9 protein-coding genes are annotated in these 12,764 nt (G+C 72.1%); 5 read left to right on the top strand and 4 right to left on the bottom strand.

All coding sequences use genetic code 11. From position 1 onward, the window contains the following. Positions 1–163: 163 nt before the first annotated feature. The 3 genes from GA0074694_RS28450 to GA0074694_RS28440 all read left to right on the top strand — a co-directional run bounded on the left by GA0074694_RS28450 (position 164) and on the right by GA0074694_RS28440 (position 4,683). Complete coding sequence (locus tag GA0074694_RS28450) at positions 164–1,192, top strand: Gfo/Idh/MocA family protein (protein WP_091462993.1); 1,029 nt, start codon at positions 164–166, stop codon at positions 1,190–1,192. After that, on the top strand, positions 1,189–2,973 hold the full coding sequence (locus tag GA0074694_RS28445; protein ID WP_091462992.1) for a glycosyltransferase family protein: 1,785 nt from the start codon (positions 1,189–1,191) through the stop codon (positions 2,971–2,973). Before GA0074694_RS28450 ends, GA0074694_RS28445 begins: the two co-directional genes overlap by 4 nt. 84 nt (positions 2,974–3,057) lie before the next feature. Further along, positions 3,058–4,683 (top strand): glycosyltransferase family 4 protein, encoded by a 1,626-nt coding sequence (locus tag GA0074694_RS28440; protein ID WP_245714957.1) that lies wholly within the window; start codon positions 3,058–3,060, stop codon positions 4,681–4,683. Positions 4,684–4,748: 65 nt separating this feature from the next. Here the strand turns inward: GA0074694_RS28440 and GA0074694_RS28435 are convergent, their stop codons facing one another. From GA0074694_RS28435 to wecB, 3 genes are read right to left on the bottom strand one after another with little or no spacing between them, the layout of a single operon-like run. Then, positions 4,749–6,872, bottom strand: a complete 2,124-nt coding sequence (locus tag GA0074694_RS28435) for a glycosyltransferase (RefSeq protein WP_176738148.1) — start codon at positions 6,870–6,872, stop codon at positions 4,749–4,751. 5 nt (positions 6,873–6,877) lie between these two features. Next, the gene (locus GA0074694_RS28430; RefSeq protein ID WP_091462990.1) at positions 6,878–8,275 is read right to left on the bottom strand and encodes a glycosyltransferase family protein; all 1,398 of its coding nucleotides are present in this window, start codon (positions 8,273–8,275) and stop codon (positions 6,878–6,880) included. Between the two features lie 34 nt (positions 8,276–8,309). Next, positions 8,310–9,392, bottom strand: coding sequence for a non-hydrolyzing UDP-N-acetylglucosamine 2-epimerase (gene wecB, locus GA0074694_RS28425; RefSeq protein ID WP_091462989.1), 1,083 nt, complete (start codon positions 9,390–9,392; stop codon positions 8,310–8,312). A gap of 298 nt (positions 9,393–9,690) precedes the next feature. Between wecB and GA0074694_RS28420 the strand changes: the two genes are divergently transcribed. Next, positions 9,691–11,568 (top strand): DUF6311 domain-containing protein, encoded by a 1,878-nt coding sequence (locus tag GA0074694_RS28420; RefSeq protein ID WP_245714956.1) that lies wholly within the window; start codon positions 9,691–9,693, stop codon positions 11,566–11,568. Between the two features lie 36 nt (positions 11,569–11,604). On the opposite strand, the gene GA0074694_RS28415 is transcribed toward GA0074694_RS28420, so the two are convergent. Beyond that, positions 11,605–11,859, bottom strand: a complete 255-nt coding sequence (locus tag GA0074694_RS28415) for a hypothetical protein (RefSeq protein WP_091462988.1) — start codon at positions 11,857–11,859, stop codon at positions 11,605–11,607. Between the two features lie 10 nt (positions 11,860–11,869). Here GA0074694_RS28415 and GA0074694_RS28410 point away from each other — a divergent pair, with 10 nt between their 5' ends. Continuing rightward, on the top strand, positions 11,870–12,712 hold the full coding sequence (locus GA0074694_RS28410) for an IS5 family transposase (RefSeq protein ID WP_091453604.1): 843 nt from the start codon (positions 11,870–11,872) through the stop codon (positions 12,710–12,712). Positions 12,713–12,764 lie beyond the last annotated feature (52 nt).

The following is a 12,764-nucleotide window of genomic DNA, read 5'->3' as shown; positions in this document are numbered from 1 at the left end:
AAGGTCGAGCGAGCTGGGCGATGGCCCGACGGTCACCGGTGCACTCGAACCAACCTCAGCTCGAGTGAGACAAGGGTGCACCAATGAGCGAGTGGAGCGAGCGAATCGTCAGGATCAGCGCGGTGACGGCTCGGGCCGGCGCAGAGCGAAGCGGAGCGGTGGCATGAGCGAGCGGAAGAAGTTGCGCGCCGGTCTGATCGGCCTCGGCGCGATGGGGCGCAACCACGCCCGGATCCTCTCCGGCCTGGACGGCGTCGAGCTGGTTGGCATCGTCGACCCGGCCGGCGACACGACCGGGACCCTGCGCGCGCCCGTCGTGCCGGAACTGGGTGAGCTGCTCGCCCTCGGCCTCGACTACGCGGTGGTGGCCTGCCCGACCGCGCTGCACGAGCAGGTCGGCCTGGACCTGGCCGCCAACGGGGTCTGCGCGCTGATCGAGAAGCCCCTGGCGCAGTCCGTCGAATCGGCGGTACGGCTGGTCGAGGCGTTCGAGTCGCGTGGCCTGGTGGCTGGTGTCGGGCACATCGAGCGCTACAACCCCGCCCTGCAGAACCTGCGCACCCGGCTGGAGGCCGGTGAACTGGGCGAGGTCTACCAGGTGGTCACCCGCCGCCAAGGGCCCTTCCCGCACCGGATCGCCGACGTCGGCGTGGTGATGGACCTGGCCACCCACGACATCGACCTGACCAGCTGGGTGACCGGGCAGGACTACACCTCCGTCTCGGCCCGGACGGTCTCCCGCAGCGGCCGGCTGCACGAGGACATGGTCGCCGTCGTCGGCCAGCTCGCCGACGGCACGATGGTCAACCACCTGGTGAACTGGCTGAGCCCGCTGAAGGAGCGGTCCACCGTCATCACCGGTGACCGGGGCTGCTTCGTCGCCGACACGCTCACCGCCGACCTGACCTTCTACGCCAACGGTGCCATCGACACCGAGTGGGAGGCGCTGCGCGCGTTCCGCGGGGTCGCCGAGGGCGACATGGTCCGGTACGCCATCCCCAAGCGGGAGCCGCTCCTGGTCGAGCACGAGCGGTTCCGCGACGCGGTCGAGGGCAAGCAGAGCGACATCGTCACCCTGCGGCAGGGTCTGCGGACCGTGCAGGTCGCCGCCGCGACGCTCGAGTCGGCCTCGGCTGGTGTCACCGTCTCGATCGCGCCGTCCGGCGCCGCCCCGGAGCTGGCGTTGCCATGACGTCGTCGCCGGCCCGGCGGCTGGTCTCGGTGATGAGGCGGCGGGTCTACTCGCCGGTGCGGACGGCCCTGCGGGAAGCCACCGCCTGGCGGTCCTACTCCACGGTACGGGAGGCCTGCGGGCTCTCCGACGCGGTCCCGCTGCTGGTGCATGCGGGACGGATCGTCGACGATCGTTGCCTTGGCGCGATCATCGACGCCCTGCCCCGGCTGGCCACGTACCACCTGGCCCTCGTTCACGGATGGACCGGCGGCGACCGGGCGGCGGTCGAGGGCCTGCTCCGCCGGGCCCGGGCGGCCGGGGTCGACGCACGGGTGCACCGGGTGGTCCGCCCCCGCCGGCTGACGCCCGACTTCCTGGCCGCCGCCGACCTGGCGGTGCACGGCTTCTGCCGGCCGGACGGGTCGTCCCCCCTGGTGCCGGAGGTGTTCGACGACTACCGGGCGGCCGGGTTGAGGATCGTCGCCGGCAACGCCCGGGGGGTCCGCGACTACCTCGTCCGGCACGGTGCCGGTGAGGTCTTCGCCACCGGGTCGCTGCCGTCCTTCGCCACCGCGGTGCGACGGGCGGCCAGCGTGCCGACTCCGGCGGACGGATCGGACAGCGCGCCGACTCCGGCGGACGGATCGGACAGCGCGCCGGTGCCGGCGGGCAGGGCGGCCACCGCGCCGGCCCCGGCCACGCCGGTTCCCGCCTCCGCGCCGGCCGGGCCCTCCGGGGTGCCGACCCCGTGGACCCCGCTGGGCACCGGACCGGTCCGGCTCGGCCTCGGCACGGCGAACTATGCCGGACAGCTCGCGGCGATCGCCACCGCCGTCTGCGCCGCCCGCCCGGCCGTGTCGGCGGAGCTGGTGATGGCGAAGCCGCCGTCCTCCTTCCGGTACCCCGCCGACGTGTACCTGCACTTCCCGACCGAGCACCACCTCGACGTCCAGCTGGACCAGATCCGGCGGGTGCTGAGTGGCTACACCCACCTGATCGTGGACGCCTTCCGCCCGGTGCTCGGCCGGCTCAACGGTGACGACATCGCCGGTGACCTGCCCGCCCTCACCCGGGCCGGGGTCAAGGTCGCGTTGCTGGCGCACGGCAGCGAGATCCGGCACCCGGTCGAACACCTCGACCGCCACGCCGAGTCCGGTTTCCGCGACGCCCCGGAGGAGCTGCGCGCGCGGCTCACGACGGTGGCGCAACGGAACCGGCAGATCGCGCGGGAGAGTGGGCTGCCACTCTTCGTCACCACGCCCGATCTGCTGGACGACGTACCATGGGCGACCTGGGCCCCGCTGGTGGTCGACGTCGACGGCTGGGCCTGCGACCGTCCGGTGATGGAACGGTCCCGGCCGGTGGTGCTGCACGCGCCGTCGACCCGGTGGACGAAGGGGACCGATCGGATCCTGCCCGACCTTCAGGAGCTGCATGACCGCAAAGTGATCGACTTCAGGCTGGTCGAGGGGATGCCGCACGACGAGATGCGCCGCCTGGTCTTCGAGGCGGACGTCGTCACGGAACAGTTCGTGATGGGCACCTACGGCACCTTCGCCTGCGAGGCGATGGCCGCCGGCAAACTGGTGGTCTCCTACCTCAGCGAGAGTGTGCACGAGCGGGTCGATCTCCGGCCGCCGATCGTCAACGCGACCGCCACGACCCTCGTGAAGACGATCGAGTCGCTGATCGAGGACCGGGCCACCGCCGCCCGCCTCGCGGCGGAGGGCCCCGGGTTCGTCCGTGAGCACCACGACGGCCGGCGCACGGCGGCCGCCTTCGACGCGTTCCTCCGGTGACCCGCCGACGCCCGTCCGATGACCCGTCCCGGTGGTCCGGCCACTGACCGGTCCGCCGAACCTTTCAACGAGGAGAACTCACCGATGGAACCTGTCCAGGGCGCCGCTGCTCCGTCTCGTCGTGGGCGGGTGGTGATGCTCGTCGACAACGGCGTCCACGGCGACTCTCGGGTCCAGAAGGCGGCCCGCTCGGTTGCCGAAGCGGGCTGGGAGGTGATCCTGGTCGGCATCCGTCGCGGTGCCGCCACCGAGGACACCTGGCGGATCGGCGACGCCGAGGTGCGGCTGATCAGCGTCTCCCGCCGTATTCCGCACCCGGTGGCCTACCGGCGGGCGCTACTGCGCCGGCCGCTGGCCTACCGACCCGGTCCGGACGGCAGGCGCAAGATCCAACGGCTGAAGGCCCAGCGCGACGACCTCGACCTCCGGCTGTCGGAGATCAAGGTCGCGCGCCGGGAGGGCACCATCTCGCAGTTCTCTGAGCTGAGCCGCAAGGGGGTGCTCGCCGTCCCCTACTTCATGAACAAGGCGAGGTTCCAGTGGGTCAAGTTCCGCAACGCGGAGCTGAAGCGCCTCCAGGACCGCCAGCAGGACCCACACTCCCGGATCGACAACCTGGCGCTGCGGTTCTGGCAGACCACGATGGGGGACCGCGCCTGGCGTCGGCTGGACCCGGAGCTGTGGGACTACGAGCTGGCGTTCGCCCCGGTGCTGGACGAGCTGAAGCCGGACCTGATCCACGCCCACGACTTCCGGATGCTCGGCGTCGGCGCGCGGGCCACCATGCGGGCCCGTGCCGCCGGGCGGGACGTCAAGCTCGTCTGGGACGCCCACGAGTTCGTGCCCGGCATCATCGGCCGACCGAAGAACCTGCGCTGGCTTCCCGCGCAGATCGCGTACGTCCGTGAGCACGCCCCGTACGCCGACGCGGTGATGACCGTGTCGCCCACCTTGGCCGACCTGCTCCGGAAGATGCACGACCTGCCCGAGCAGCCGTCGGTGGTACTCAACGCGCCGCCGCGCACGCTCACGCCGGAGCAACGGGCCCTGCCGGTACCGGACCTGCGGGCGCTCTGCGGGATCGACGCCGCCACGCCGTTGCTGGTCTACTGCGGTGGGATCAACCCGTCCCGCGGGGTCGACGTCATGATCCGGGCGCTCACCGAGCTGCCCGACGCGCACGTCGCGCTGGTCTCGTTGCACCCCAACGGCAAGGTCCCGACGATGATCGAGCTGGAGGACCTCGCCGCCGAGCTGGGCGTCGCCGACCGGGTGCACCTGCTGCCGTACGTCCCGCACTGGCAGGTGCCGCAGTTCCTGGCCGCGGCCGACGCCGGGGTGATCCCGATCCACCACAAGCCCAACCACGAGATCGCACTGATCACGAAGTTCTTCGAGTACGCGCACGCCCGGCTGCCGATGGTGGTCAGCGACGTGCAGACGATGGCGGACACCACCCGTGCCACGGGCCAGGGCGAGGTGTTCGTCGCCGACGACCTCGCCGACTACCTGCGCGCGGTGCGGATGGTGCTGGCCGATCCGGAGCGGTACCGGAAGGCGTACGACCAGCCGGGTGTGCTGGCGGGCTGGACCTGGGAGGCGCAGGCGCAGGTGATGGAGGACGTCTACCGACGGCTGCTCCCGGGGCGGCCCCCCGCGCCGTCGGTCCCCGCCCCCGAGCCGGAGAAGGACCCGGCACCGGTCAGCTGAGGACGACGGTGGGCCCCGGCCGGATGGCCGGGGCCCACGTCGTCGTCCGTCGTCGCGGCGTCGGCTCAGTCGGTCAGGAACAGCCGGTCGAAGGCGGTCTGCGTGACCGTCCAGTCCCAGGTCTTCAGCGTGTGCTCGGCGGCGGCCTGACCGGAGCGCCGCCAGTCCTCCTCGGTCGCGGTTGCCGCCAGGATCCGTTCGGCGGCCTGCGCCGGGGAGCCCACCACCCAGTCGGCCGGGAAGAGGGTACGGGCACCGTGCGCCCCGCTGGCGAAGTACGGCCAGTCCCGTACCACCGGCACCGCACCGCTGGCGGCACCCTCCACCAGACCGCAGTGGAAGCTCTCCCGCACCGACGAGCTGACGATGACGCCCACCTCGGTCAGCGCGGCCGGCACGTCGTCGGTCTGGCCCCGGCGCTGCACGGCACCGCTCGGCTCCAGCTCGGCGAGGTCCCGCTTGAGCAGGTCGGCGTACTGCTTGGCGGCGACGCTGGTCTTGGCGTTGAGGTCACTGCCGATCAGCAGCAGCTGGTAGCGCTCGTCCTGCCGGCGCAGGTGGCGCAGCACCTCGATCGTCCAGCGCGGGTCCTTCGCGACTGAACCCACCCCGACCATGCCCAGGTTGAACCGCGCCTGGGCCGGCTTGGGCCGGGCGTAGCGTTGCAGGTCCATCGCGTTGTCGATGACCCAGAGCCGGGGGGCCTGGGCCCCGAGCAGCTGCGGCAGCACCGCGGTGGACAGGTCCCGTAGGTGGTCGGAGACGAAGACGACGTCGTCGACCCGGGAGAAATCCACCAGGTGCGGCCAGAAGTTGAACGCCTCGAAGCTGTGCAGCCGGATGACGATCCGGGTGTCACCCGGATCCGGCATGGTGAACAGCGCGGCGGTCGCCTGGCACCAGTCGATGAAGACCGTGTCGGCCCAGTCCAGGTGCGGGCGCAGCCACTCCTCAATCTTCTCGCCGTAGGGCGTGTGACCGGCGAGCTTGTGCTCGATGACCGAGCTGCCGCTGCGGGCCAGCGACCGGCGGGCCGGGTCGTCGTCCAGGTCGAGGAAGCGCACCTCGACGTTCGGCATCGCCTCGTACCGCTGGCGGATCTCGTGCAGGAAGTTGTCGTTGATCAGGGTGGCCAGCAGGATCCGCAGCGGCCGGCCGGAGGGCCCCGGGGCCGCCGGGACCGCCCGGCCCCGGGGCGCGGACAGCAGGCGGGCGGCCTCGCTGGCCCGGAACGGCGCGAGGTACCCGGCCGGGTCGTCGACCAGCGGCGAGGAGAGCCGGTCGAAGTGCAGCACGCGGTTCGAGGCGAGGCTCCACGCGTTGGAGAGCGCGGTGGCGGCCCGCTTGCGGTCCTTGCGCAGCAGGCTGTCGGCGAGCGTCAGCTGGGCGCTGATCGCGTCGTGCAGCCGCTCCGGCACCCGGCCGACCGCCAGTTCGGACTGGGCGGCCTTGGTCAGCAGCTCGGCGCGGGTGGCGGCGTTGGAGATCCGGTTCACCGCCGCCGTCGCGGCCCGGGCCGCCTCGGCGTGCCGTCCCGCCCGTACCGCGCTGTCGTGGACCCGTGCCGCGAGTTTGCTGCGGTAGCGGTCCGGGATCTTCGGCGCCGACACGGCGCGGGTCCAGAGCCACGCCCCGGCGGGTGTGCCCATGACCTTCTGGCCGGTGGCCTTGCGCAGGGTCGTCTTGGCGCTGGAGATCGCCGCCCGACGGGCCCCCCGCACCCCCCGCGCCGCGGTCGCGGAAACCTGCCGTTCCAGCCGGGTGGTCACCGGGGCGGACACCCCGGCGTCCAGCGCGCGCAGCGCCGGCACCAAGCCGTAGCACGCGCTGGCGGCGACGTTGCGCTGGGCCATCTCCCAGACCGTGTGCACCGAGCGCGGGTCGATGGCCACGAGCAGGTCGGCGGTGCGTGCCCACTTCATGAGCCAGCCGCTGCGCTGGGCATGCAGCCAGATCTTCCGGTTGGCGGGGGCCCGGCCGAGGGCGGTACGGAGCCGCTTGTCGATCTGCTCCTTCGGCACGGCGAACGAGCGGACCTCGGCCAGCGCCGGATCGATCTCCAGCTCGGCCGCGTCGAAGAAACAGGCCACGGCGACCCGGGCACCCCGACCCTTGAAGCGTTCCAGCGCCTCGGTCAGGACGGCCGGTTGGGCGGGGACGTTGCTGGCCACGATGAGCACAGTGGTCACGGTCGTCAGACTCCCGTCATGGCGGTCGCGGTCGAGGCGGACGAGCCCGGCCGGACCAGCTGGGTCAGGTGCCGGACGGCGGGGGCGAGCACGGCCGGGCGGGCGAAGCGGCGGGCCCGTTCCCGCGCCTCGGCCCGGTCGGCCTCGGTGGCGGTGACCGCCAGGCGCGCCGCCTCGGAGAACGAGTGCGCGAGCCGCTGCGGGTCGATCCCGACCGCGCCGGTCCAGAGCGGGTGGCCGGCGAGCACGTTGCGGGCGTCGTGGTCGACGTCGTGCGCGCTGAGCACCGGCAGCCCGGTGGCCATGAACTCGTAGACCTTGCCGGAGGTGACATAGCGGCCACCGACCAGCATCAGCACCAGGGCGTCCCAGGAGCCGTAGGTGGCCGAGAGCGCAGTCTTGGCGACCGGGCCGCCGAACGTGACGTCGTCCGGCGCGGCCGCCTTGAGCAGGTCCATGTGGCGGTTGGCCTCGCGCATCGCGCCGGCTCCGATGTGCCCGCGCACCTCGAACCGAGAACGGGCCACCAGCGGGTCGTCGCGGCGGGCGAGCCGCCAGCCGGTGAGCACCGCGTCGAGGAAGTCCGGCGGGAAGTTCACCGAGCCCAGGTAGCCGAAGGTGAGGCCGGCTGCCGGGTCGGGCGCCCGGCCGCTGATCGCCGGCAGGCTCTCCTCGTCGTAGCCGTTACGGACCACGTGCACCCGGTCGGCCAGGTGCGGGTAGCGCTCGCGGTACCAGCCGGCGATCGGGTCGTTGACCGTCCAGACGGCGACCGTCTGCTCCAGGACCCGGCTCTCCCAGCGCCCGGAGACCGACTCGCGGGTGAAAGCCTCACCGCCGCCGATCACGTCCAGCGACCAGCCGTCCCGGAAGTCGATCGCGTACGGGACCTTGTACTCCTCCCAGAGCTTCCAGGTCGCGGCGATGTTGACGTACGGCGCGCAGGAGGAGAGCAGCAGGTCGGCGGCGTGCTCGCGGTGCACCCGCAGCACTGCCTTCTCCAACTCGTGCCGCCAGCCGCCGAAGACCGGCTCGGGGAACACCTTCTGCTCGCGCTTGCGCAGCTCGGTGATCCAACCGCCCGGGTTCAACGACCGGTCCTCCGAGAACGCCCGGATGTCCGTCTCCAGGTCCTGCCGGATCAGCGGCAGTTTGACCACCTTGACCCGGGGGTCGACGCTCTCGGAGAGCGTGTGGTCCAGGCCGTACTCCCGCTCCCACGCCTCGTCGCACAACGTGATGACGGTGACGTCCCAACCCAGGGCGCAGAACTGGTTGGCCGTCTCGCGCATCCGGTAGGCGCAGCTCTTCGCCGCCGGTGGGAAGCCGATCGCCAGGTAGATGACGTGCGGCCGGGGGCCGGAGCGGGGTTGCGTCCAGGGGAGGGAGAAACGCTTGTTCATCGCATGCTGCCGATCGTGAGGGTGCGGGGCTCGGTCATGCCTGGTGCGCGAGCAGGGTCTCGATCACGCGATGCGCCGCCCGGCCGTCGCCGTACGGGGTGCCCCGGGGCGCCTCCGGCGCGGGGCGGGTGGCGGTGGCGACCCAGTCGGCCAGCGTGTGCGGGTCCGGTACCAGGCGGTTCCAGTCGTCGCCCAGCGTCTCGATCCACTCGGACTCGGTGCGCAGCGTGGTGCAGGGGCGGCCGAGCAGGTAGGCCTCCTTCTGGAGCCCGCCGGAGTCGGTGACCACACCCACCGAGCCGAGCACCGCCGCCACCATGCCGGCGTAGGGCAGTGGCCGGCCCACGTGCAGCGCCCCCCGGTTCAGCTTCAGCCCGTACTCCTCGGACTTGGCCAGCAGGCGCGGGTGGGCCAGCAGCGCCACCGGGACCGGCAGGTCGGCGAGCGCGTCGACCAGCGCGGTGAGCCGGGCCGGGTCGTCGGTGTTCTCCGCGCGGTGCAGGGTGGAGACGAGGTACGGGGCCTGCGGATCGATGCCCTCGGGCAGCTCCGGCCGGGGGTGGTCGCCCCGCTCCACGGCGTCGCGGATGCGCAGGCAGATGTCCACCATGACGTCGCCGACCAGGGTCGACCGCGCGGCCAGCCCCTCGGCGGCGAGGTGCCGCATGGCCTCCTCGGTGGGGGCGAGCAGCAGGTCGGCGGCGTGGTCGGTGAGGACCCGGTTGTGCTCTTCCGGCATCCGCCGGTTGAACGAGCGCAGCCCGGCCTCCAGGTGGGCGACCGGGAGGTGCTGCTTAACGGCGGAGAGAGTGCCGGCCAGGGTGGAGTTCGTGTCGCCGTAGACCAGCACCCAGTCGGGCCGCTCGGCGTCGAGCACCGGGTCGAGCGCGGCGAGCGTCCGGCCGGTCTGCACGCCGTGGCTGCCCGAGCCGATGCCCAGGTGCACGTCCGGCGCGGGAATGCCCAGGCCGGAGAAGAAGACGTCGGAGAGATCGACGTCGTAGTGCTGACCGGTGTGCACGATGACGTGACGACAGTCACGCTCGGCGAACGCGGCGGCGATCGGCGCGAGCTTCACCAGCTGTGGACGGGCGCCGACGATGCTGACGACCTTCACGTGTGTGTCTCCTCGGGCTGTGGCAGAGGTACAGCAGACTGTGCCCCACGGTTTCGGCCGGACGCGGTGCCAGCCCTGACGTCCGGCCGTGCGACGGTCCCGAAGCAGAGCGCGACACCACAATAGCGTCGTCCCCGCCCCGTCCGCCGCGCCACGGCCCGCCCCGCGCCGGGTGCGCCGCCGCGTCGGCGACCCGTCGCGCGGCCCGCGGTCGACGGCTGTCCGCAGGTGCCGACCGGACCGTCCCGGCCGCCTCGCGCGAAACCGGGCCGTTGGACACCTTTTAGACTACTGGGCCATGACTGCCCTTCCCTCCCAAGGCCTGAGCCGTGACGGCGCGTCCCCGGACGCGGACGGGCCCGTCGAGCGGGAGCCGGCCACCGCCCCGGACGGCGGGCCGGAGGCCGGCTCCCGGGCGGCCCGGGTCGATGCGGAGGTGCCCCGCCGGCGGCTCGGGCGAGGTCGGGCGGACCTGGTCGCTGCCCTGGTCTACCTCGTCGGCGCGCTCTGGGTGACCGCCCGTGGCTGGCGCGACCACGACGGTCGCCTGCTCGGCAGCCGCCCGAACGACCAGGGCTTCAACGAGTGGATGCTGGCCCATGCGGCGCACGCCTACACCCACCTCGAGAACCCCTTCTTCACCACCCTCCAGAACGCCCCCGAGGGCATCAACCTGATGACCAACGTGGGGATGCAGCTGCCCGGCCTGGTGCTGACCCCGTTCACGTTGCTCTTCGGTGCCTCTTTCTCGTACCTGCTGTTCATCACGCTGAACCTCGCCGGCACCGCCTACGCGTGGTACCACGTGCTCTCCCGGCACCTGGTGGGGTCCCGGGGCGCGGCCTTCGTCGGTGGCCTCTTCTGCGCCTTCGCCCCCGCTCTGGTCTCGCACAGCAACGGTCACCCGCACATCACCGCCCAGTGGCTCGTGCCGTTCCTCGTCTGGCGGGTGCTGGCGTTGGCCCGGGGCGAGCGGGTGGTCCGGGACGGGCTGGTGCTGGGCGCGCTCGTCGTCGCGCAGTTCTTCATCGGCCTGGAGATCCTGTTCCTGACCGCGCTGGGCTGCCTGTTCATGGTGCTCGGCTACCTCGCCGTGCGTCCCCGGGAGGCCCTGCGACGGGCCCGCCCCCTGCTCGGCGGGCTGGCCATCGCCGGGGTGATGGTGGCACTGGCCGCCGCCTACCCGCTGTGGATGCAGTTCGCCGGCCCGCAGCACCGCATCGGGCACCCGGGCGACCCGGACGCCTACGCCCTGAAACTCGGCTCCTACGTCGAGTACGCCACGAAGTCGCTCGCCGGCAGCGAGACCAGTGCCCAGCCCTGGGGGCCGAACACCACCGAGCAGAGCAGCTACTACGGCTGGTCGCTGGTGGTGGTGGCGTTCGCCGCGCTGTGGTGGCTGCGCCGGGAGATCTTCGTCCGGGTGCTGGCCGTGGTCGCCCTCGTCTCGGCCCTCCTCTCCGTCGGCACCACCTGGACGTGGGGGACCGAACGCACCGACGTCCCGGCGCCGTTCGCGTTGCTCCACCACCTGCCGGTGTTCGACTCGGTGGTGGTGTCCCGGTTCGCGTTGATCACCACGGCGGCGCTGGGCGTTCTGCTGGCGCTCGCCGGGGACCGGCTCGTCGGCGCCGAGTCGCGGAACAGGTCGGAGGGCCGGCTGGTCCGCGGGCTGACGGTGGCCGTCGCGGTGGCCGCGCTGCTGCCGGTCATGCCGGTGCCGCTGGACGCCCGCAGCCGCGTCCCGGTGCCGGACTTCGTCGGCAGCGGCACCTGGAAGGAGCACGTCGCGCCGGGACGTACCCTGGTGCCGGTGCCGGTCAACGGCATGACCTCGATCTACTGGGGTGCCGAGGCGGTGGCCGGATTCGCGGTGCCCGAGGGTTACTTCCTCGCGCCGGTCTCCGCCACCGACCGGACCGGCCGGTGGGGCGTCGAGCCCCGGCCGACGGCCACGCTGTTGACCGCGGTCGCCCGGGGTCAGCGTCCGCCGACGGTCACCCCGGCCGAGGTGGAGCAGGCCCGGGCCGACGTCCGGCACTGGAAGGCCGACGCGGTCGCCCTGCCGAGACACGGCCGGGAGACGGAGCTGCGGACGACCCTGGACGCGATGTTCGGCCCCGGCAAGCGGGTCGACGACGTGTGGCTCTGGGACGTCCGGCCGTTCACCCGCTGAGCGGGCGGCCCGACCGGGGCGACGGCCGCTCGCCGGTCACGGCGAGCGGCCCCAGACCATCATCAGGTAGCCACCGTAGTACGCGGAGAAGATGGCGAGCGTGACCACCACCGTGGTCGCCCTGGCGCGTCCGGCCCGGGCCAGGCCGACGGCGATCGGCAGCAGCAGGGTGAACGCGGGGATCAGGAACCGCGCCTTAGAGGTCGCGCGGAATGGTGGGTTGATCGGCGCGCCTGAACGGATGCAGGCACAGAACTGGTGATCATGAAGTTGCTGACGCTCCGTGATCACGGGAGGTTCTGTGCCTGCCATCCCAGCATGGCTGATCGAGCCGTTGTGGGTCCAGTTCGCCGCGCTGCTCCCCGATCGGCCGACCTACCAACCGACACATCCGCTGGGCTGTCACCGCAAGCGGATCGATGACCGCATCGTGTTCGACAAGCTGGTCCAGGTGTTGCGGTTCGGCTGCGCCTACGAGGCGATCGCCGATGCCACCTGTTCGGCCACCACGATCCGCGGCCGCCGTGACGAGTGGATAGAGCTTGGGGTGTTCGCCCAGCTCAAACAGATCGCCCTGGACGCCTACGACCGGCTCGTCGGCCTGGTCCTCGACGACATCGCCGTGGACGGCTGCATCACCAAGGCTCCCGGCGGCGGCGAGGCCGCCGGACGCTCACCGGTCGACCGGGGCAAGCAGGGCATGAAACGCTCGTTGATGGTCGACGGCTACGGCATCCCCCTCGGCCGGGTCCTGGCCGGCGCGAACCGACACGACTCACCCCTGCTCGGCCCCACCCTCGACCACCTCGACGACCTCGGCCCACTACCCCAGGCCATCACGGTGCACCTCGACGCCGGATACGACTCCCAGGTCACCCGCGCCCTGCTGGCCGAGCGCGGCCTGACCGGTGAGATCGCCCACAAGGGCGACAAGGCGCCCATCCAGGCGAGCCAACGGTGGCACGTCGAACGGACGAACAGCTGGCACAACGCGTTCAACCGGCTGCAACGCTGCTACGAACGAACAGAGAAGGTCATCGACGCCTTCTTCGACCTCGCCGACGCGATCATCACCGTCCGCAGCCTCATCCGGCGTGCATGGACCCTCTACCGGTGGAACAACCGACCCGCCCGCCGCCGATGATCAACAACCATTCCGCGCGACCTCTTAACTCAAGATCACTGAAGGGGGTCAG

This window comes from Micromonospora inyonensis, assembly GCF_900091415.1.
GTDB lineage: Bacteria > Actinomycetota > Actinomycetes > Mycobacteriales > Micromonosporaceae > Micromonospora > Micromonospora inyonensis.
Note: the sequence above shows the minus strand (reverse complement) of the source record. Positions and strands in the feature narration are given on the sequence as shown.